Origin of the sequence: Pseudomonas sp. GOM6 (assembly GCF_029537485.1) — a bacterium.
Lineage (GTDB): Bacteria > Pseudomonadota > Gammaproteobacteria > Pseudomonadales > Pseudomonadaceae > Aquipseudomonas.
The window spans coordinates 21,557-42,836 of record NZ_JARPUS010000008.1 but is presented as its reverse complement, the minus strand read 5'-3'; the positions used below and the strand labels follow the sequence as shown (position 1 = coordinate 42,836).

The 21,280-nt window shown below is 63.5% G+C and carries 17 protein-coding genes; 4 read left to right on the top strand and 13 right to left on the bottom strand.

Annotation, left to right across the window (positions count from 1 at the left end):
• Positions 1-98 precede the first annotated feature (98 nt).
• Both P7A97_RS11260 and preA read left to right on the top strand, forming a co-directional pair.
• Positions 99-1,463 carry an NAD(P)-dependent oxidoreductase gene (locus tag P7A97_RS11260; RefSeq protein WP_277690038.1) on the top strand — a complete coding sequence of 455 codons (1,365 nt, stop codon included), beginning with the start codon at positions 99-101 and terminating at the stop codon, positions 1,461-1,463.
• Positions 1,460-2,737, top strand: a complete 1,278-nt coding sequence (gene preA / locus P7A97_RS11255; RefSeq protein ID WP_277690037.1) for an NAD-dependent dihydropyrimidine dehydrogenase subunit PreA — start codon at positions 1,460-1,462, stop codon at positions 2,735-2,737. The genes P7A97_RS11260 and preA overlap by 4 nt, the downstream gene beginning before the upstream one ends.
• Positions 2,738-3,755: 1,018 nt before the next feature.
• On the opposite strand, the gene P7A97_RS11250 is transcribed toward preA, so the two are convergent.
• From P7A97_RS11250 to P7A97_RS11225, 6 genes are all read right to left on the bottom strand, one after another.
• The gene (locus P7A97_RS11250) at positions 3,756-4,703 is read right to left on the bottom strand and encodes a DUF3578 domain-containing protein (RefSeq protein WP_277690036.1); all 948 of its coding nucleotides are present in this window, start codon (positions 4,701-4,703) and stop codon (positions 3,756-3,758) included.
• Between the two features lie 128 nt (positions 4,704-4,831).
• Positions 4,832-5,452 (bottom strand): TetR/AcrR family transcriptional regulator, encoded by a 621-nt coding sequence (locus P7A97_RS11245; protein WP_277690035.1) that lies wholly within the window; start codon positions 5,450-5,452, stop codon positions 4,832-4,834.
• A gap of 157 nt (positions 5,453-5,609) precedes the next feature.
• Positions 5,610-6,401, bottom strand: a complete 792-nt coding sequence (locus P7A97_RS11240) for an outer membrane protein OmpK (RefSeq protein WP_277690034.1) — start codon at positions 6,399-6,401, stop codon at positions 5,610-5,612.
• A 281-nt stretch (positions 6,402-6,682) separates the two neighbouring features.
• A complete protein-coding gene (locus P7A97_RS11235; RefSeq protein ID WP_277690033.1) occupies positions 6,683-7,633 on the bottom strand; it encodes an adenosine deaminase in 951 nt (316 codons plus the stop codon).
• 304 nt (positions 7,634-7,937) lie between these two features.
• Positions 7,938-8,903, bottom strand: a complete 966-nt coding sequence (locus P7A97_RS11230) for a 2-oxoglutarate and iron-dependent oxygenase domain-containing protein (protein WP_277690032.1) — start codon at positions 8,901-8,903, stop codon at positions 7,938-7,940.
• A gap of 211 nt (positions 8,904-9,114) precedes the next feature.
• Complete coding sequence (locus P7A97_RS11225) at positions 9,115-10,197, bottom strand: BMP family ABC transporter substrate-binding protein (RefSeq protein ID WP_277690031.1); 1,083 nt, start codon at positions 10,195-10,197, stop codon at positions 9,115-9,117.
• 329 nt (positions 10,198-10,526) lie between these two features.
• Between P7A97_RS11225 and P7A97_RS11220 the strand changes: the two genes are divergently transcribed.
• Positions 10,527-10,991, top strand: coding sequence for a transposase (locus P7A97_RS11220; protein WP_277690030.1), 465 nt, complete (start codon positions 10,527-10,529; stop codon positions 10,989-10,991).
• Positions 10,992-11,094: 103 nt separating this feature from the next.
• On the opposite strand, the gene P7A97_RS11215 is transcribed toward P7A97_RS11220, so the two are convergent.
• From P7A97_RS11215 to P7A97_RS11185, 7 genes are all read right to left on the bottom strand, one after another.
• Entirely contained in the window at positions 11,095-12,021 is a 927-nt protein-coding gene (locus P7A97_RS11215) for an ABC transporter permease (protein ID WP_277690029.1), read from the bottom strand.
• Between the two features lie 174 nt (positions 12,022-12,195).
• Entirely contained in the window at positions 12,196-13,296 is a 1,101-nt protein-coding gene (locus P7A97_RS11210) for an ABC transporter permease (protein ID WP_277690028.1), read from the bottom strand.
• Positions 13,297-13,306: 10 nt separating this feature from the next.
• Positions 13,307-14,845 (bottom strand): ABC transporter ATP-binding protein, encoded by a 1,539-nt coding sequence (locus P7A97_RS11205; RefSeq protein WP_277690027.1) that lies wholly within the window; start codon positions 14,843-14,845, stop codon positions 13,307-13,309.
• Between the two features lie 304 nt (positions 14,846-15,149).
• Positions 15,150-15,833: a TetR/AcrR family transcriptional regulator gene (locus tag P7A97_RS11200; RefSeq protein WP_277690026.1), complete on the bottom strand. Its 684-nt coding sequence runs from the start codon at positions 15,831-15,833 to the stop codon at positions 15,150-15,152.
• A 229-nt stretch (positions 15,834-16,062) separates the two neighbouring features.
• Positions 16,063-16,992, bottom strand: a complete 930-nt coding sequence (locus P7A97_RS11195) for a MurR/RpiR family transcriptional regulator (RefSeq protein ID WP_277690025.1) — start codon at positions 16,990-16,992, stop codon at positions 16,063-16,065.
• A gap of 66 nt (positions 16,993-17,058) precedes the next feature.
• A complete protein-coding gene (locus P7A97_RS11190) occupies positions 17,059-18,171 on the bottom strand; it encodes a succinylglutamate desuccinylase/aspartoacylase family protein (RefSeq protein WP_277690024.1) in 1,113 nt (370 codons plus the stop codon).
• An 80-nt stretch (positions 18,172-18,251) separates the two neighbouring features.
• Positions 18,252-19,025, bottom strand: a complete 774-nt coding sequence (locus tag P7A97_RS11185; RefSeq protein WP_277690023.1) for an ABC transporter substrate-binding protein — start codon at positions 19,023-19,025, stop codon at positions 18,252-18,254.
• Between the two features lie 427 nt (positions 19,026-19,452).
• On the opposite strand from P7A97_RS11185, the gene P7A97_RS11180 reads away from it, so the two are divergent.
• A complete protein-coding gene (locus P7A97_RS11180; RefSeq protein WP_277690022.1) occupies positions 19,453-21,219 on the top strand; it encodes a cyanophycinase in 1,767 nt (588 codons plus the stop codon).
• Positions 21,220-21,280 lie beyond the last annotated feature (61 nt).

The following is a 21,280-nucleotide window of genomic DNA, read 5'->3' as shown; positions in this document are numbered from 1 at the left end:
GACTGTGCCGCAGAGCGCAGCCGTTGTTCATTTCCTAGCTGCCTTGCCCGCCGCCTCGCCGCGGCGCACCGATAACAACAGCACCAGAGGCAAGCACCGTGATCGACCTCGACCATCTACCCCGGCCCTCGGCCCCCCATGCCGAGCTGGCCAGCCAGTTCGGCGACCTCACGCCGCCGCTCAACGCACGCCAGGCGCAGCTCGAAAGCGAGCGCTGCCTGTACTGCTACGACGCGCCTTGCATCACCGCCTGTCCCAGCGAGATCAACATCCCTTCGTTCATCCGCAACATCGCCCAGGACAACGTGCGCGGCGCCGCGCAGACCATTCTCGAAGCCAACATCCTCGGCGGCAGCTGCGCCCGCGTATGCCCCACGGAGATCCTCTGCCAGCAGGCCTGCGTGCGGAACAACGCCCAGGAATGTGCGCCGGTGCTGATCGGCCAGCTGCAACGCTTCGCCCTCGATAACAGCGACTTCAGCGAGCATCCGTTCCAGCGCGCCGAGTCCAGCGGCCGGCGCATCGCCGTGGTCGGCGCCGGCCCGGCCGGGCTGTCCTGCGCCCACCGGCTGGCCATGCTCGGCCACGACGTGGTGCTGTTCGAGGCCGAGGACAAGGCCGGCGGCCTCAACCAGTACGGCATCGCCCAGTACAAGCTGCCGGACGACTTCGCCCAGCGCGAGGTGGAGTTTCTCCTCGGCATCGGCGGTATCGAACTGCGCACCGGCCAGCGCCTGGGTGACAACCTCGACCTCGGTGCGTTGTACCGCGAATACGATGCGGTGTTCCTCGGCCTCGGCCTGGGTGCCAGCCGCCAGCTCGGCCTGACCGGCGAGGATGCCCCCGGCCTGGCCGCCGCCACCCAGTGGATCAAGGCGCTGCGCCAAAGCGACGACTACGCCACCTTGCCGCTGGCGCGCCAGTGCCTGGTGCTCGGCGCCGGCAACACCGCCATCGACATGGCGGTGCAGATGAAGCGCCTCGGCGCGGAGGAAGTGACCCTGGTCTATCGCCGCGGCTTCGCCGAAATGGGCGCCACCGGCCACGAGCAGGAAATTGCCAAGGCCAACGGCGTGCGCCTGCTGACCTGGGCGCGTCCGCAGCAGGTGCTGCTCGATGAGCAGGGTTGCGTGCGCGGTATGCAGTTCGCCCGCACCGAGCTGGTCGAGGGCCGCCTGCAGGACTGCGGCGAGCCGTTCGAGCTGCCTGCCAGCGGCATCTTCAAAGCCATCGGTCAGGCCTTCGAGCCGGCCGCGCTGAGCGATGCCACGGCCAGCGAACTGCGCCGCGACGGCGAGCGCATCTGGGTCGACGCCGCGTTCCGCACCAGCCTGCCCGGCGTGTATGCCGGCGGCGACTGCGTGCAGCCGGGCCAAGACCTCACCGTACAGGCCGTGCAGCACGGCAAGCTGGCCGCCCAGGCCATTCACCAGGACCTAATGACTCAAGTGGAGGTGGCGTGATGGCTGACCTGTCGATCGATTTCGCCGGCATCAAGGCGCCCAACCCCTTCTGGCTGGCCTCCGCGCCGCCCACCGACAAGGCCTACAACGTCGAGCGCGCCTTCGAGGCAGGCTGGGGCGGGGTGGTGTGGAAAACCCTCGGCGAGGACCCGGCGGCGGTCAACGTCTCCTCGCGTTACTCCGCGCACTACGGCAAGAACCGCGAGGTGCTGGGCTTCAACAACATCGAGCTGATCACCGACCGCAGCCTGGAAATCAACCTGCGCGAGATCGAGCAGGTGAAGAAGAACTGGCCCGACCGCGCGCTGATCGTCTCGCTGATGGTGCCCTGCGAAGAGGAGTCGTGGAAATTCATCCTGCCGCTGGTCGAGGCCACCGGCGCCGACGCCATCGAGCTCAACTTCGGCTGCCCGCACGGCATGCCCGAGCGCGGCATGGGCGCGGCCGTGGGCCAGGTGCCACAGTACGTGGAAATGGTCACCCGCTGGTGCAAGACCTACTGCCGCCTGCCGGTGATCGTCAAACTCACCCCCAACATCACCGACGTGCGCATGCCGGCCCGCGCCGCCCTGGCCGGCGGCGCCGATGCGGTGTCGCTGATCAACACCATCAACTCCATCACCTCGCTCGACCTCGACGCCATGGTCGCCCGCCCCATCGTCGGCGGGCGCAGCACCCACGGCGGCTACTGCGGCTCGGCGGTCAAGCCGATCGCCCTGAACATGGTCGCCGAGATCGCCCGCGACCCGAGCACCCACGGCCTGCCCATCTCCGGCATCGGCGGTATCGGCAGCTGGCGCGACGCTGCCGAGTTCATCGCCCTTGGCTGCGGCTCGGTGCAGGTGTGCACGGCGGCCATGCTGCATGGTTTTCGCATCGTCGAAGAGATGAAGGACGGCCTGTCGCGCTGGATGGACGAGAAGGGCTATGCGCGCATCGCCGACTTCTCCGGCAAGGCGGTGGCCAACACCACCGACTGGAAGTACCTGAACATGAACTACCAGGTCATCGCCAAGATCGACCAGGACGCCTGCATCGGCTGCGGCCGCTGTTTCATCGCCTGCGAGGACACCTCGCACCAGGCCATCGAAAGCCTGGCCAAGGCCGAGGGCGGGCGCCTGTACGAGGTCAAGGACGAGGACTGCGTGGGCTGCAACCTGTGCCAGATCACCTGCCCGGTGGAAAACTGCATCACCATGGTCGAGCAGCCGACGGACAAGCCCTACATGAACTGGACGCAGGACCCGCGCAACCCCTACCGCGAGGTGGTGTAACACGGGCTTGTAGGAGGGGCCTTGGCCGCGACCTAGGCCGCACAGAAGCGTCGCGGCCAAGGCCCCTCCCACAAAAGCTGCTCTATCAGCTCGCGCATAAGCCGCTTATCTCGTGTGCTTGAAGCATTGGTTTCGCCCTGCTGGGCGACCTTCTTTTGTCAGTCGCCACAAAAGAAGGCAAAAACGCTTGCCCCTGCATACGGCCCTACGCTGCGCTTCGGGTGCCTTCGTTCCACCATTGCTCCGAGGGGCCTCGGCGAAGGGCCATCCCTGGCCCATCGCCGCTTGCGCCGCGTCCTGCGGCTTACCCCTCTACACAACGGCTCCACTCAGCCGGACGAAAGGGGCGGGGCCGCGCCTGCGGCTTTGCTGGTTAGGGTGGTGCCCAGCGTTGCTTTACGGCCCATCAGGTCATGTTTGAGTGTCCGTGGCTGACAGGACTGCTCGCTTTTGTGGGAGCGGCTTCAGCCGCGATTGGGGCAGCTCCGAGTCGCCTGCTAATCGCGGCTGAAGCCGCTCCCACAAAAGCCCCATGGATCGTGCGCTTGGAGCGACCTGACAGATCAAGCAAGCAACTCGGTGCATTACCTACATCGGCAAAACTGCAAGCGCGCCAACGCCCCTTTCAGCAGGGTGAGCGCAATCGGCGAGGAGGGGCTTGAGCGGCATGGATGCCGCGAGAGGTCGATGGCCGGGGCCGCCTAGGCATGAATGGCCCTTCGCGACGGGCCCCGGGAGCGGCGATGGAGCCAGCCGAAGGCTGGTCACGAACCCGAAGCGAAGCGCAGGGCCGTATGGAGGGGCAAGCGTTTTGCTTACTTTTCCGGGGCCGGCCATCCGGCGATTGGAAAAAGTGAGTCGCCCAGCAGGGCGAAACCAAGCTATCTGGCAGCTTCGATAATGGGCTTTCCCTGGTGGCAGACCCGTCATGTAAAGCGCCGAGTCAATAGGGAGATTACGATCAAGTTCTTGAAATCGTGGTCTGTGCCCTATTGGTTCTATTGGCTGTTACTCATAGTTAGACGACCACATACGCGGCTTTGAATTCTTCTACGCGGTCTACGAACTCTGTTTTGTGAATCATTCGGTGACAGTTTGAGCAAAGTACTGTGAAGTCTTTTTTTGGATCTAAGCCTATTTTTTTACCTTTCAGGGTGCTTACGGGTGTTAGGTGGTGTGCCTCAATGAAGCCTTTACCAAGCGCTCCATATTTTTTCTCAAAATCAAAGCCGCATGACTTGCATATGTAGCCTTGTAATTCTTTTGCTTTTTTCGCGAGTTTTTGATTTCTCTCGATTCGTTTGTGCTCGCGGAGCCGGGTGCCGTCTTCAACGCTCAAGCCATCTTCGTCATCTTCCGCTATTGTGGATGATTGTTGTGAGCTTTGATTTATAACGATTCGCAAGTACAAATCAATAAATTCGCTAAGGTGAGCCTCTAGCTCTGAGTTAGCTGGTAGTGCGCCTGTTTGGTAGTGCCTGGAGTAGATGGCACCATTCTCATAGAGCTCGCCCAAGCCCATTCTTTGACTGGTTTTGAGATTTATTGGGCCTGTTAATACGCCAGGTGAGTTGTGTGGAACTTGAGCTGCGTAATCGCTCGATTTGACTTTTAATGCGTTTCTGACGGAGCTTCCGTACTGCTGTTTAAGATCCGTTACTCCTTGGTTTAACGAGATGTATAAGCCGCTTCCGTCTTCACAAAAGAGGTAGGCTAAATAGAAGCCCTTCTGAGGTGTGTCTGTCACTGTTTTGTCAAGAACTGCTGCCCAAGGTACGTTGGTCCATACTCCTTTTCCTGCACTGCCTTTCACTAAATAGCGATCAGAAACTCCGAGAAGGTTGCTTATGATTTTTGGAAGTTCTGAGCGCAAGAACTCAGCCAGAGTATTTCCACTAAATGAGTTGGATTCTTTCTCGATTAAATATTCAGACAGAATTTTTTCTAATGCTTGTTTTAGGTTCACTCACAACTCCCTTTGGTTGGCTAAATAGTGTTTGTGCGACATGGCTAGCCCCAGGTATAGGGTGTGAATCTGAGTGTATTGTCCGTATCTAAGTACGGTTATCTACATATTCATGCATTTCTTGACGCTTACGCATCCAACCCAATCCCCCGCAACACCACCCCCGTCACCGTCTGCACCGCATGTTCAAACTGCAGATCGGACAGCGCCTGGTCATCATTAAGCAACGCAATCTGATAGTTGAAGTCAGCGTAGTGCTGGGTCGATGCCCAGATCAGGTACAGCAGGTAGTCGGGCGCTACAGGCAGGATGCGTTTGCTGTCGACCCATTCGCGGATCTTGGCTTCCTTGAGCTTGGCCCAGTCGTAGAGGGCTTCGCGCAGTTTTTCGCCCAGGATCGGGGCGTTCTGCATCACTTCGCTGGCCCACACCTTGGAGCCGTGGGGGCGGGTGCGTGAGTGGTTCATCTTGGCGCGGATATAGGTGGTCAGCACCACGCGCGGGTCGTCGTACAGCTCGAAGCACAGGGCGTCCTGTTTCCACACTTCCAGCAGGTTGAACAGTACGGCGCGGTACAGCTCTTCCTTGGTCTTGAAGTAGTAGTGCAGGTTGGATTTGGGCAGGTCGACCAGTTGGGCGATTTCCTGCATGGCGGCGCCGGCGAAGCCGCGTTCGGCGAAGACCTGTTCGGCGGCGAGGAGAATCTTTTCGGTGTTCTTCAGACGGATGCCGAGCTTGCGGTTGGTCATCGCGGTTCCATGCTGCGCGAGTAGGGCGGGGCCTCACCATAGCATCGAACGAAGCCTGTCGCAGCAGGCGGGAACGGGCCTGCCGCGCCGAAGGAGAGGCGGCGCGACAGGCAGGCAGAAGCTCGGCTGCAAGGACCGAGCTGCTACCGCGGACGTATCAGAAGTGTGCCTTGAGCAGCAGGCTGATCGCGCTCTGGTCGGTGCCGCCGAGGATTTCGTCGCCGAGGAAGCTGTCGTCGTCGATGCCGTACTTGTCGCTCCAGTAGTCGTATTCCACGCCCACGTAGACCTTTTGACCGAAGCCGAAGGCCTTGGCCACGTCGTACTTGATCTGCGGGTTGAAGTGCAGGTTGGCGTGGTAGCTGTCGTCGTTGTCGACGACCCAGTCCATGAAGCCGTCGATGACCAGGTCGGAGTTGCCGACCGGGATGGTGTAGCTCCATACCGGGGTGATCTGCCAGACGTTGTCGCCGTCGCGCTTGCCGTCGGTGGTGCGCAGGTAGGTGTTGAGCTGGAAGTAGTCGAAGCCGGGGATGGCCAGGTCGATGGCCGGGCCGATCAGGTAGGACTCGACGTCGTCTTCACCGAACTCGTAGGTGGTGGAGATCAGCACGTCCTTGACGATGCCGAAGGACAGGTCGGAGCCGGTCATCTTGCCCAGGGAGAAGCGCGGGCTGAATTCGCCGTAGAAGGTGTGGCCATCGCCGGCGCCGTTGGTGGCCTCGGTGTTGTACTTGATGCCGTCGACGAAGAAGAACAGGTCACCGAAGCTCCAGCCGCTGGCGTGCTCGAAGGTCACGGTCTGCTGCTTGGGCGGGTCGACGGTGAAGTCGATGCCGTTGAGGTAGGTGAGGCTGTTGTCCTGCCATTGCAGGAGGTCGCCGGCTTGGCTCTGGTGGGCGGCGAACAGGCTGCCGAGCAGCAGCAGCGAGGTGGTGGTGCGCTTCATGAACATGCTCCTAAAGGATCGGGGTCGGTTTCTCTGAACCTGTCTTATTGGTCAGCCTTTTCCCCTGAGCAAGAACGGCGCCAATTCCTGTCGAAATGGACAGAAAATGTCGAAAGTCCTGGCTTTTCTTCGTGCTTGCCGGGAGAGCCGCGCCACGGCCGGCTCCGCCTGGTGGGCGGGCCGGTTTTTCCTTCCGGGGCGGGGGCTGTGCAGCGCCGTTGCAGGCGTTGCGGGTGCCACACAATGGCGCAGATTTGCGCCTTGTTGCAGCGAGGCGGTGCTTAGCGCACCAGGCGGGCATCCATGCTGTTCTGCGCCAGGCGCTGAGCCTGTTCGCGGGTCATGCCGAGGCTGTCGTGCAGGGCGATGAAGTTCTCGGCGACATAGCCACCGAAGTAGGCCGGGTCGTCGGAGTTCACCGTGACTTTCACCCCACGTTCGAGCATGTGCAGGATGTTGTGCTGGCTCATGTCGTCGAACACGCAGAGCTTGGTGTTGGACAGCGGGCAGACGGTCAGCGGGATCTGCTCGTCGATGATGCGTTGCATCAGGCGCTCGTCCTCGATGGCGCGTACGCCGTGGTCGATGCGTTCGATCTTGAGCAGGTCGAGGGCTTCCCAGATGTACTCGGGCGGGCCTTCCTCGCCGGCGTGGGCGACGGTCAGCAGGCCTTCGCTGCGCGCCTTGGCGAACACGCGCTCGAACAGGCGCGGTGGGAAGCCCATCTCGGAGCTGTCCAGGCCGACGGCGACGAAGGCGTCGCGGAACGGCATGGCCTGTTCCAGGGTCTTGAACGCCTCATCTTCCGGCAGGTGACGCAGGAAGCTGAGGATCAGGCCGTAGCTGATGCCGAGTTGTTTCTGGCCATCGACCAGCGCCTGCTGGATGCCGCGCAGCACCACTTCGAAGGGAATGCCGCGGTCGGTGTGGGTCTGCGGGTCGAAGAAGGGCTCGGTGTGCACCACGCCCTGTTCCTTGCACTTGAGCAGGTAGGCCCAGGTCAGGTCGTAGAAGTCCTGCTCGGTACGCAGGACGTTGGCACCCTGGTAGTAGAGGTCGAGGAATTCCTGCAGGTTGTTGAAGGCGTAAGCCGCGCGCAGGGTTTCGACATCGTTCCAGGGCAGGGCGATCTGGTTGCGCTCGGCCAGGGCAAACAGCAACTCGGGCTCCAGCGAACCTTCCAGGTGCAGGTGCAGCTCGGCCTTGGGCAGTTCGTTGATCCATTGGTGCATGGCAATTCTCGTCATCAGGCATTGATGGGGCGCGCATTCTACCTGCGCGGCAGCGATGGAACAGGGCCGGGTGTCGCTTGGCCTCCTTTCAGGGCGGCGATGCGCTCTTGTTGGAGGGGCTGGGCGGCATACCGCCTTGGCCGCGACGGCGACCTGCACGATGTTGGTCGCGGCCAAGGCCCCTCCTACAAGTTTGGTGTTGCCTGGAGCCCCATCGCGGCTGAAGCCACTCCCACAAAAGCCTCCCAGGCTTAGGGGTTGATGAAGGCAGCGGCTCCCACAGAAGCTCAGGCTCTGCTGTCGTTCAGGCTTTGCCTTCCTCTCTGCGATAAGCATAGGTCTCGGCGAAGCGCGAGAGCATGTAGGCGCTGCACGACACCGGCGGGTACTTGGCCGGGATTTCCGCGCTGGAGCAGTTGGGCAGGCAGCTGATCTCGGTGTCCGGGTGCGGTTCGGCGAAGAACGGCATGGAGTAGCGGTCGACGCCCAGCGGGCTGATGACCCGGTGCGGGGTGGACTTGTACCGGTCGTTGCTCCAGCGCGCCATCATGTCGCCGATGTTGACCACGTAGGTGCCGTCGATCGGCGGCGCGTCGATCCATTCGCCATTGACGCTCTGCACCTGCAGGCCGCCGGCGTTGTCCTGGTAGAGCAGGGTGACGCAGCCGTAGTCGGTGTGTGCGCCGGCGCCGGGCTGGTCACTGCTGCTGGCCTGCTGGCGCGGCGGGTAGTGGATCATGCGAAACACGCTGATCGGCTCGGCGAAGCGCTGGTCGAAGAAGTTTTCCTCGATGCCCAGCGCTTCAGCCATGGCCCGTAACAGGGTCAGCGACAGCGCGTGCATGTCTTCGTAGTGGCCCTGCATCAGCGCCTGCCAACCGGCAATCTCCGGGTGGCGGTTAGGGCCGCGCAGGGGCTTGCCGGCCAGCACGTCAGGGTGCTCGGCGGCCATGTGGAAACCCATGTCGAAGGTTTCCTTGAAGTCGCTGGGCTGGGTCGGGTCGAGCTGCTCGGTGGCGATGGCACCGTAGCCACGGTGATGGGCGCTCTGGGTAATGTCGATACGCAGCTTTTCCTCGGCCGGGCGGGCGAAGAAGTCCTCGGCGGCGGCTTTCAATTCGGCAATGCGCGAGGGCGCAATCGGGTGGCCCTTGATGTAGTAGAAGCCCCATTCGCGGCAGGCGGCGTCGATCTGCCGGGCCACGGCCTGACGGGCGATAGGATCGTTCTGGTACAGCGGGGTGATGTCGATGATGGGCAGTGAGTTCATGGTTGCTCCTGGAAGGTCTAGGTGCTGCGAGTCTTCTCGTACCCAGGGCAGCGGAAAGGGCGCCGGAGGGCGCCCTGGTGCGCGGTTCTTTCTCTTTGGAAAGGGACGGCGCGGTGGTGCTTTGCTGTTGTGGGAGCGACTTCAGTCGCGATCAGGGCCAGCTCGGAGTGGCCTGGTTAATCGCGGCTAAAGCCGCTCCTACAAGTGTTGCTTACTTCGGCAGCTCGGCAGTGATGCCTTTGACGTAGTAGTTCATGCCCGCCAGTTCGGCGTTGCTGGCCACGGCGCCTTCGGCGATCTTCACTGCACCGCTCTGGTCCATGATCGGGCCGGTGAACGGGTGGAAGGAGCCATCCTTGATGCTGGCGATGATGGTTTCGGCTTCAGCCTTCACGTCAGCCGGTACCAGGTCGCTGATCGGCAGTTCGATGGTGCCTTCTTTCAGGCCGCCCCAGTAGTCCTGCGGTTTCCAGGTGCCGTCCATGACTGCCTGGGTGCTCTTGATGTAGTGCGGGCCCCAGTTGTTGACGATGGAGGTCAGCACGGCCTTCGGGCCGAAGTGGGCCATGTCCGAGGCGTAGCCCACGGCGTAGACGCCACGGCGCTCGGCGGTCTGGATCGGCGCCGGGCTGTCGGTGTGCTGGAACACGACGTCGACACCCTGGTCGATCAGGGCGTTGGCGGCGTCGGCTTCCTTGCCCGGATCGAACCAGGAGTTGACCCATACCACCTTGATCTCGGTGCCTGGGTTGTACTTGTCCAGGGCCAGCTGGATCGAGTTGATGTCGCGGATCACTTCCGGGATCGGGAAGGAGGCGATGTAGCCGATCTTCTTGCTCTTGGTCATCTTCGCGGCGAGGTAGCCGCCGACGTAGCGACCTTCATAGGAGGTCGACAGATAGGTGCCGAGGTTCTTGTCCTGCTTGTAACCGGTGGCGTGCTCGAACGTCACTTTCGGGAACTGTTTGGCGACCTTGGCGGTGGGGTTCATGTAGCCGAACGAGGTGGTGAACACCAGGTCGTAACCGCCCTTGGCCATGTTGCGGATAACGCGCTCGGCGTCGGCGCCTTCGGCGACGTTCTCGACGAAGCTGGTGTCGACCTTGTCGCCGAACTGCTTGATCAGCGCCTGGCGGCCCTGCTCGTGCTGGTAGGTCCAGCCGTGGTCGCCGATAGGGCCGACATAGACGAAGCCGATTTTCAGCGGGTCGGCGGCGGACGCGCTCAGCACGGTGCTGAAGCCAATGGCGGCGGCCAGGCCGCGCAGCAGGTTCTTGCTCTTCTTCTGGTGCATCTGGGGTCGTGCTCCTAGTGGTCTTGTGTGGTGGCCGTGTTGGGCTGCCTTCTCACTGCAAAAAATTGACCAACAAGACAACTGCTTGAGGAAATCCTCTGTGCCGCGACTTTCGCTGCATGCGAGGTTGGATAAAGTTGTCGAAATGGTCAAAGACGGCGCACGGAAAAGAGGGAGTGGCTTGAAACTGGTGCAGGGCGATTGTGGCCGGTGGATTGCTATCGCGACTGAAGTCGCTCCCACAGGGTTGGGAGCTGGTGCTTTTGTGGGAGCGGCTTTAGCCGCGATGAGGCCGGCTTATACTGCGCAGACCTATCAGGAGCAATGGAATGCCCCAGGCCCGTAAACCTCACTCAAGCAATCTTCGCATCGGTCGCTATTCGGCAGCGCAGCAGCTGTATCTGCTGACAGCTACCACACATGACCGCCGGCCAATCTTCACCGACTTCACTTGTGCTCGCCTGCTGATCTCTGAGCTGCGTCAGGCCCAGTGCGATGGCTTGGTGGAGTCGCTAGCCTGGGTCGTCATGCCGGATCATTTTCATTGGCTGGTGAGCCTGCGTAGCGGCTCGCTCGCGCAACTTATGCAGCGGGTGAAAGGGCGTAGCGCGCGGCGGTTGAACCAGGCGTTGGGCCAGACCGGGACGATCTGGCAGAGCGGCTTTCATGATCGCGCTGTGCGGCGGGAAGAAGATCTGCAGGCCGTGGCCAGGTACATCGTGGCCAATCCCTTGCGGGCGGGGTTGGTGCAGCGGATCGGCGATTATCCGTTCTGGGATGCTGTGTGGCTCTGAGCGGACTTCATCGCGGCTGAAGCCGCTCCCACAAGGTATGGATTAGCCTTTGTGGGAGCGGCTTTAGCCACGATGTCTTTCAGTCACTATGCCACGTAGGATTTCAATGCCCCGCCCGCCACGGCTGGCCCAGCGATACCGGGGCATACAGGCGGGTTTTGATCGCGTCGCGCGAGAGGATCACCAGCACCACGATGGTCGCCACGTAGGGCAGCATGGCCAGCAGGTTGGACGGCACGCTCAGGCCAATGCCCTGGGCCACCAGGTGGAGGATGCTGGCCAGGCCGAACAGGTAGGCGCCGAGTAGCACGCGCATCACTCGCCAGCTGGCGAACACCACCAGGGCCAGGGCGATCCAGCCGCGGCCTGCGCTCATGTTTTCCGCCCACATCGGCGTATACGCCAGCGACAGGTAGGCGCCAGCCATGCCGGCCATGGCACCGCCGAACAGCACGGCCAGGGTGCGCACGCGCATCACCGGCAGGCCCATGGCGCTGGCGGCGTCGGGGTTCTCGCCGACGGCCTGGATGATCAGACCCAGGCGGCTTTTCAGCAGCACCCAGGCGATCAGGGCGAACAGGGCGAAGGACAGGTACACCAGCACATCCTGGTTGAACAGCATGTGGCCGAGCAGCGGGATGTCGCTGAGCAGCGGAATGGCGACCGGCTCGAAGCCGGCCAGTGGCTTGCCGACCCAGGCGGCACCGACGAAGGCCGACAAGCCGATGCCGAAGATGGTCAGGGCCAGGCCGGTGGCCACCTGGTTGGCCTGGCAGCCGAGGGCGACCAGGGCGAACAGCGAGGACAGCAGCATCCCGGCCAGGCAGGCCAGCAACACGCCGAGCCACAGGCTGCCGCTGGCGAAGGCGACGATAAAGCCGATCACCGCGCCGAACAGCATCATGCCTTCCTGGCCGAGGTTGAGTACGCCGGTCTTCTCGCAGACCAGTTCGCCGAGGGCCACCAGCAGCAGCGGCGTGCCGCAGCGCACCATGGCGTAGAGGATGTTGCTGACGAGATCGAAATCCATAGTTGAAGCCTCAGGCTGCACGCGCGGGGCGGCAGGGGGACGAAAGGGTGGCGATTTTGTGGTTTGGTGTGGGAGCGGCTTTAGCCGCGATGTCTTTCGCAGGCACCGAGGTGGCCCCAGTCGCGGCTGAAGCGGAGTGCCGCCCAGCCGTTCCCACAAAAAGAACGGTGTGCATCAGGCGCTGGCCGCTTCTGGCAATGCGGCGGGCTGGCGCTTTTTCAGGTTCAGGCGCACGCGGTAGTGGATCAGCAGGTCGCAGGCCAGCAGGAAGAACAGCATCATTCCCTGGAACAGCTCGGTCAGCGATTGCGGCAGGTTGAGGCTCATCTGCGCGTTCTCGCCGCCCAGGTAGAGCAGGGCCATGAGCAGGCCGGCGATGAGGATGCCGATGGGGTTGAGGCGACCGAGGAAGGCCACGGTGATCGCCGCGTAGCCGTAGCCCGGCGACACCTGTGGCACCAGCTGGCCAATCGGCCCGGTGACTTCGCAGACCCCGGCCAGTCCGGCCAGGCCGCCGCTGATCAGCAGTGCCAGCCACACCAGGCGCTTCTCGCGAAAACCCATCAGGCCGGCGGCGCGGCTGTCCATGCCGAGCACGCGGATCTGGAAGCCGAGGAAGCTCTTCGACAGCAGCACCCACACCACCACGGAGGCCAGCAGCACCAGGTAGAAACCGGCGTGCAGGCGCAGGTCTTCGAACAGCACTGGCAGGCGGCTGGCGTCACCGAACATGGCCGACTCGGGGAAGCTGAAACCGTTGGGGTCCTTCAGCGGCCCGTGCACGCAGAACAGCAGCAGGTTCAGCGCGATGTAGTTGAGCATGATGGTGGTGAGGATTTCGTTGGCGTTGAAGTGGGTGCGTAGCCAGGCCGCCAGCGCCGCCCACAGGGCGCCGGCCAGAATGCCAGTGAGGATCACCGCCGGCAGGGCCAGGGCCGAGTCCCAGTCGATGATGTTCACGGCCAGGGCACTGCCGGCCAGGGCGCCGATCAGCAGCTGGCCTTCGGCGCCGATGTTCCAGATGCGCGCCTGGTAGGCCACCGCCAGGCCCAGGGCGCAGAGCAGGATGGGGATGGCTTTGATCAGCAGCTCGGAGATGCCGTAGAGGTCCTGCACCGGTTCGATCAGCAGGACGTGGAAGGTTGCCAGCGGATCATGGCCGAGGGCGGCGAACAGGATGCCGCCGCACAGCAGGGTCAGCAGGCCGGCAAGCAGGGGCGACAGCAACAGGTGGCGACGCGACTGCTGCAGGCGGGGTTCGAGGGTCAGCAACATGGAAGTCTCTTCAGGCAGCAGCAGGGTTGTCGAATTGGCCGGCCATCCAGCCGCCGACCTCGGTGACGTTGGTCTCGGCAGTGGCCTTGAGTGGAGACAGACGACCACTGCACAGGGCGCCGATGCGGTCGCTGATCTGGAACAGCTCGTCGAGGTCTTCGGAAATCACCAGAATCGCCGCGCCGGCGTCACGCAGGGCAATCAGCTCGCGGTGGATGGTGGCGGCGGCGCCGACGTCGACGCCCCAGGTCGGGTGCGCGGCGACCAGCAGCTTGGGCTGCTGCATCACTTCGCGGCCGAGGATGAACTTCTGCAGGTTGCCGCCGGACAGGCTGCGCGCCGGGGTGTGCACGTCCGGGGTTTTCACCGCAAAACGCCGCACGATCTCCGTAGCCAGGGCCAGCACCTTGCCGCGCTTGACCAGGCCGGCACCGATCAGGCCCTGGTGGAAGGACGACAGCAGGGCGTTGTCGGCCAGGCTCATGTCCGGCACCGCACCGTGGCCGAGGCGCTCGGCGGGCACGAAGGCCAGCCCCAGGCGGCGCCGGGCGTCCGGGTGCAGGTTGGCAATCGGTAGCTGGTCGAGGCTGATGCGTTCGCGCTCGCCACGCGGCAGGCGGGTTTCACCGGAGAGCAGGGCGAGCAGCTCGTCCTGGCCGTTGCCGGCGACCCCGGCGATGCCGACGATCTCGCCGCTGCGCACTTCCAGGCGCAACTGACTGAGCGAGGTGCCGAACGGGTCGGCGTTACGCCAGCTGAGGTCGTCCACGCGCAGGCGCGGCAGGCCGCCGCCCACTTTCGGGTAGCTGGCTTCCAGGCCTTCGGCGTCGCCGACCATCAGGCGCGCCAGTTCCAGGTCGCTGCATTCGGCCGGCACGCAGTCGCCGGACACGCGGCCGCCGCGCAGCACGGTGGCGTTGTGGCAGAGGGCGCGCACTTCGCCGAGCTTGTGGCTGATGAACAGAATGCTGCAGCCCTCGGCGGCCAGCGCGCGCAGGGTGACGAACAGCTCGTCGACTTCCTGCGGGGTCAGCACCGAGGTGGGCTCGTCGAGGATCAGCAGTTTGATGTCCTGCATCAGGCAACGCACGATCTCCACGCGCTGACGTTCGCCGATCGACAGGCTGTGTACAAGGCGTTGCGGGTCGAGGCCCATGCCGTAGCGTTGCGACACCTCGCGGATGCGGCCTTCCAGCTGCTTCGGCGTGCCGGCCTCGGCGCCCAGGGCCAGGGCGATGTTCTCCGCCACGGTGAGGGTTTCGAACAGCGAGAAGTGCTGGAACACCATGCCGATGCCCAGCGCGCGTGCCTGCGCGGGGTCGCGCACCTGCACGGCCTGGCCCTGCCACAACACCGTGCCCGAATCCGGTGCGGTAACACCGTAGATGATCTTCATCAGCGTGCTCTTGCCGGCGCCGTTCTCGCCGAGCAGGGCGTGGATCTCACCGGCGTCGATGCGCAGGTCGATACGGTCGTTGGCCAGGGTGCCGGGGTAGCGCTTGGTGATGGCACGCAGCTCCAGGCGCGGAGGAGTGTTACTGCTGGACATGAAAAGCCCTGAATCAGGTGAGGGTGCGTTGCATAAGCAAGTTGTTGGCCAATTAGTCAGGAACTTTCGCCGAGCACTCTGCGCCGCGCCCGTGGGGCCTGGTTTTGCGCTCGGCGCAGGAGTTTTCCACTTTTCCGCTGCCCGTCTGTGGTGCACGCCTTGCCTGCGTGCGCCATCTCGGGGAGTGCTTGGCTTTTTGGATAAAAGTCAATAAAAACAACGAGATAAGTCGATAAAGGGCAGCTGGCCAAATAATCGGCAACCTGTACGCAGCCCTCATGGAGAGGGCCATAGCGCGGTTTGCTCAGGCTTTATCCACGAAGTTATCCACAGGCTTTGTGGATAATCCGCAGCCTTTGAGAATGATGTGTACCAGGGTGTCGCCGGCCTCGTGGAAGTCCTGGCGGGTCAGGCGTGTCTTGCCCATTACCCGGCAGATCTGCGAACCAAAGTCGGCGTAGTGCTGGGTGCTGCTCCAGATCAGGAAGATCAGGTGCAGCGGGTCGACCGGCTCCAGCTTGCCGGCGTCGATCCAGGCCTGGAATACCGCGGCGCGGCCGTGGAACCAGGTGCGGTAATCCTGGTTGAAGTGCTGGCTCAGGCAGGGCCCTCCACTGATCACTTCCATGGCGAAGATCCGCGAGGCGTGTGGGTTGCAGCGGGAAAACTCGATCTTGGCGCGGATATAGCGGGTGATGGCCTCGGCCGGGTCGTCGTCCACCGTCAGCTGGTTGAAGGTGCTGTCCCACAGCTCGATGATGTTGGCCAGCACCGCCAGGTACAGGCCCAGTTTGTTGTTGAAGTAGTAGTGCAAGTTGGCCTTGGGCAGCCCGGCCTTATCGGCAATGGCCTGCATGCTGGTGCCCTTGAAACCGTGGCGGGCGAACTCTTCGCCGGCGGCGGCGAGGATCACCTCTTCGTTGTGCTGGCGGATACGGCCTGGCGCTTTATCCGGGTTGGGGCTGTGCGAGGGGATGTACAGGGGCATGGGACGCTCGGCGGTGACAGGCAGTGCGAGCGTTCTTGCAATTTCCTGACCAGGCGATCACGAAATGCGGTTTTTCACGACAGTGCTGCCTGTCAGTCGGCGCCTGGAGCGGTTGTTGAGGAGGTGGTGTGACGGCAGCAAGTCGTCCATCCGTGTGCGTCTGCGTGGCATGGGCCTGGGCTGGCGCGAAGGTGCACGGATGCTGAATGCACCCGCATGCGTATCGCCCTCAACCGCCACGCTTGATCGGCCGCTTGCGCCGTGGCTGCGGTGGGTTGGGGACGTGCAGGTAGGACAGCACGCTTTCGGTCAGCTCGGCCGCCAGTTCCACCGCTTCCTTGTTGCGGGTCATCACGGCGGCCACCAGGCTTTCGATCAGTGCCAGCACGGCGCTGTTGGAACTGATCAGCACCGGATGCTCGGCTGGGGCGAACAGGCTGTGGTCGGCAATCGGCGTCAGCGGCGAGGCCGGGGTGTCGGTGATGGCCAACACCTTGGCGCCGCGCTCCACGGCGAAGCGGGCCAGCTGCAGGGTGTCCAGCGAGTAGCGCGGCAGGGAAATGGCCAGCAACACGTCCTGATCGGTGATGGTGGCCAGGCGGTAGGCGGCGTTCTCGTTGCCGCCTTCCATGCTCACCGCCACCGCGTCGGCGCAGTAGGGCACCAGGTTGGCGGCAGCGATGCCGGCCATGTAGGCGCTGTTGCCGAAGCCGAGGATGTAGATGCGCCGGGCCGCCATCAGCGCGCCAACGAAGGCATCGAAAGCCTCGCGGCTGTTGCTGCTGGCGGTGCCGGTCAGGTTGCTGGTGGCGATCTGCAGATGCTCGTGCAGGCCGAAGCTGCCATCGCTGCGCTGCGCCATCTCGTTGCGCAGCTTGTCCACCGGCGATACCAGCTCCTGTAGGGTCATCACCAGGGCGCTTTTCAGCGCGCTGAAACCGCTCAGTTCCATGGCCCGCGCCAGGCGGTTGACCGCCGCCGGCGAGGTGGCTGTGGCCTGGGCCAGCTCCTCGATGGTGAGGGTCGCGGCCTTCAGCGGGTGGCGCAGGATGAAGTCAGCCACCTTGCGTAGCGAGGGCTGCAGATCCGGGGCGATGACGGCGAGCTTGCGCATCACCGGGGAGGCGTAGACCGTGATATTGCTCTGGGCTGATTGCATGGACTGAGCTGGCTGGCGACTGGAGGCTGCAGTGTATCCGAAAGATCTGCGCGCAATGCGCTGGTCTCAGTCGCTGAGCAGGCGGCCTCTGCGGATCGGCTCTGCCCCCGCCACCTTGGCCAGCCACAGGCCGGGCTGGGCGAAGCGCAGGCGCTCGCGGGCGTAGAGCACACCGTCGGTATTGGCGTGGACGACCGAGTGCTGCTCGCTGAGCGGGTCGATGACCTCGAACAGCGGGTCGCCGCAGCGTACCTGGGCGCCCAACGGCTGCAGGTAGCTGACTACGCCGGCGTGCGGGGCGTAGGCGTACTGCGCGCCGGCGAAGGGCGTGGCGTCGCAGCGCGGCGCGGGCGCGTCGGGCCAGGTTCCGCTGATGAAGCCGCGCTCGGCGAGAAAGGCGAGAATCGCCTCGGCATCGGCTGCGGCCTGGTGCGCCTCGGTGTCGGCCATGCCGCGCAGCTCCACGGTGGCGGTCAGGCAGGCGAGCGGAATCGCTGCGTTCGGGAACGCTGCCGCCAGCTGCAGCCAGGGCGCGGCGCAGGCTTCATCAAAGGATTGGCCGCCGGAGTCTTCGGCCAGCAGCACCGCTTCGGCGCCCAGGTGCGCGGCCAGGCTGCGCAGTTGCGGCCAGGCCTGCGGCAGCGCGTAAAGCAGCAAAACGGACTCGAAGTCGCAATGCAGGTCGAGCACCAGGTCGGCATCGCAGGCCTGGCGCAGCAGCAGGCGCTGCAGGCCTTCCACGGCACTGCCGGCAGCCGGTAGCTGGTCTAACACCTCGCGCATGGCGCTGCGGATCAGAGCGACGTTGGCATCTGCGTCTGCACCGAGTTGACCCAGCAGGCGCTGACGCACGCCGTGCACAAGCGCGGGGAAGTCGCGGTTGAAATTCTTGCCGCTGTTGAAGTCGAAGCGGCCCTGGTGCGTGGCCTGAAACATCTGGCCCAGGCCGATGGGGTTGGCGATCGGCACCAGGTCGACACGTCCCAGCAGGCGGCCCTGGCTTTCCAGTTCGGCCAGGCGCCGGCGCAGTTCGACGGCCACGCGCATGCCGGGCAGTTCGTCGGCATGCAGGGCGGCCTGGATATAGGCCTTGCGCGAGCCGCTGCCGAAGCTCAGTACGGTCAGTTGGCGGGTGGTGCCCGGGCTGTTCCAGGGCAGGGGGTAGTCGAATCGTTGCATGGTGCTTCCCTGGCAGAGGTGCGCCATTGGCGCAAAAAAAGGTATCCGCACGCGCCGGATACCTTTCAGGCTGGCGGCTCTTATTGGCCGTAGATGTCGTAGGCGAAGTACTTGCTTTGCACCTGCTGGTAGGTGCCGTTGCTCCGCAGGGTGGCGATGGCATCGTTGAACTTGGCGGCGGTGGCGGCGTCACCTTTGCGCACGGCGATGCCGGCGCCATTGCCGAAGTACTTCGGATCATTGAAGTCCGGACCTACCAGGGCGAAGCCCTTGCCGGCGTCGGTCTTGAGGAAGCCTTCGCTGATGTTCACGACGTCGGCCAGGGTGGCGTCGATGCGGCCGGAGGTGAGGTCAAGGAAGGCCTCGTTCTGCGAGCCATAGCGGATCACTTCGATACCGGCTGCGGCGAACGTGTCGCTGGCATAGCGATCGTAGGTCGAGGCGCGCTGCACACCGACTTTCTTGCCTTTGAGATCGACCAGCGGGTCCTTCACGTCGCTGCCGGTCTTCATCACCAGCTTGCCGGGGGTGTGGTAGTACTTCTGGGTGAAGTCGACCGACTTCAGGCGGTCCGGGGTGATGGACATGGACGACAGCACCGCGTCGACCTTGCGCACCTTGAGCGAAGGAATCAGGCCATCGAAGGCCTGCTCGACCCACTCGCACTTGACCTGCATTTCGGCGCACAGCGCGTTGCCGATGTCGTAGTCGAAGCCACTGATCTGGCCTTCCGGGGTTTTGAAGGCGAACGGCGGGTAAGCGGCCTCGATGCCGATACGCAGGGAATCCTGGGCCTGCGCCAGGCTACTGAAGGCAGAGAGCGCCAGGGCGCCGAGAAGTGCGATCTTGTTCATCTTGTGACTCCTATACGTGGGCGAGTACGCCCGCCGCGAGGCGGGCAGGTGGGGTATTGCAGCGAGAACCTTGTGGGTTCAGGCCCCTGGTGGGCGCCGAGGTGGGCGGCCCAGGCCGGATTGGGTAGAGGGGTGACGCGTTTTGTGTCAAACAAGCTATGCGTGGCTAATATTTGTGTCAACAGGATTAAATTTTGAAAATTTTTTATCGGCCTGCCGTTTTCCTTGAGATCCCTTGTATAGAGCGGTTTATGTGCGATTAAGCTGATCAATCGGACGGATTATGTCTTTTGAAGAGGGCTTGCTGGGTGGTTTAGTTTGATATACAAGATTTCACATTGATGAATATGTGAAAAAAAATAATCAAACGTGGCGTCCTGTCTTCCGGCTGTGCGTCCTGTCCTCATCAGCACAAGAGCAATAACAAATGGCAATCCAGTCCAAGCCTGGCGTGGTTCTCACCGCCCTGATGCTTTCCGCTTGCAGCCTTTCGGCCCTGGCCGAGGGGCATCTGTTGGCTGTCGGCGGCATGCTGCGCGCCAGCAACAGCGAGGTGTACACAAAGTTCGTCGAGCTGGCCGGCGGGCCGGTTCAGGCGCGGATTGCCATCATGCCCACCGCCAGCGGCAGCCTGGGTTCAAGCAAGCGCTTCATGAGCGAGCTGCAGGCCATGGGCGTGCCGGCCGAGCAGATCAGCATCATCGGTATCGACAAGCAGAACTACCTGAGCACCATGAACGACGCCGCCGTGCTCAAACCGCTGGCTGAGGCCACCGCGGTGTGGTTCGTCGGCGGCGATCAGGCGCGCATCGCCCGGGCGCTGTACAACGCCGACGGTAGCGAGTCGGAAACCCTCAAGACCGTGCGCAGGTTGTATGACAAGGGCGGTGTGGTGGCCGGTACCAGTGCCGGTGCCAGCATTCTCGGCGCCACCATGCCCACCGCCTACGGCGTGGTGATGGATACCCTGGATTTCGGCGTGGCCGCACGTACCGATCAGCGCGGTACCGCCCTGCTCAAGGGCGCCGGGCTGTTCCAGGGCGGCATCATCGACCAGCACTTCGACCAGATCGAGGAAACCAGCAGTGGTCGCGCGGCGCGCATGGCCAGCTACCTGGTCGGCCAGCAGCCGGCCAAAGGCTTCGGTCTGGATACCAACACCGCCATGTGGGTGCAGCCGGACGGCCGTCTGCAGGTGCTCGGCGAGGGCTATCTGACGGTGATGGATGCCAGCCAGGCGCGCAAACGCTTCGGCATCTATGGCACCGAGCTGCACAACGTGCGCCTGAGCATGCTCGGGCATGGCGACACGTACGACCTTTCCAGTGGCCAGGCGCAGCCGGCCAAAGGCAAGCAGGCCATCGCGGCGGGCAACGAATACCTGGTAGGCAATCGGCTGATCACCGACCTGTCCGGCGTCTCGGCCATCTCTCGTGCGGTGCTGTACGGGCTGGCCGACAACACCGCTGCGCGCCAACAGGGGCTGATGACCCGCTACAACCCGAGTAATGGCTACCACTATGGCTATCGCTTTACTTTCGCCAAGGCCGACGACTTCACCGCCCACAGCCAATTCCACGATTCGCTGACCAACTACAGCGTCAGTGGCGTGCGCCTGGACATCGAACCGGTGGATGCCCAGCTGCGCGATCCGGCGCAGAGCAGCCCGCAGGATGCGGCCAGCAGCCGCTGGCCGGAGGCGGTGCGTGCCGTGACCTTCCGTGGCCTGATGACCAGCGACGCCAGCAACCGCTTCGAACCCAAGCGGGCCCTGACTCGTTTCGAGCTGGCCAACACCCTGCAGATGGCCCTGGCCGCGGAGCCGGCACTGGACAAGCTGCCGAAACTGGCGGATGTGGCGGAGCAGCATCCGCTGCGCGAGCAGATCGATGTGGTGCTGTCCAACGGCTGGATGAACAGCGGCGAGCGTTTCGAGGGTCAGCGTGATGTCAGCCAGGGTGAATGGCTGCTGGCCTGCAAGGCCCTGGTGGAACGTTTTACTCGTACGTCCCTGCAGCAGAGCGCCCAGCTCGGCGACCTGGCGGGGCTGAATGCCGAGCAGGCCCAGGCCGCGGCGCTGCTGGTCGGCGAGGGCTGGTTGGACAAGGCAAGCCTCGACGGTCAGCGCCCGGTCAGCCGCGAGGAAGTGGCGCACGTCCTGGCGCGCCTGATCGGTATCCCGAAAACCACCTGATTACCCGAGTTCCTGTCCCGAGTTCGCCGCGCAGCGCGAGGCGAAGCGGGGCAAGTCATGC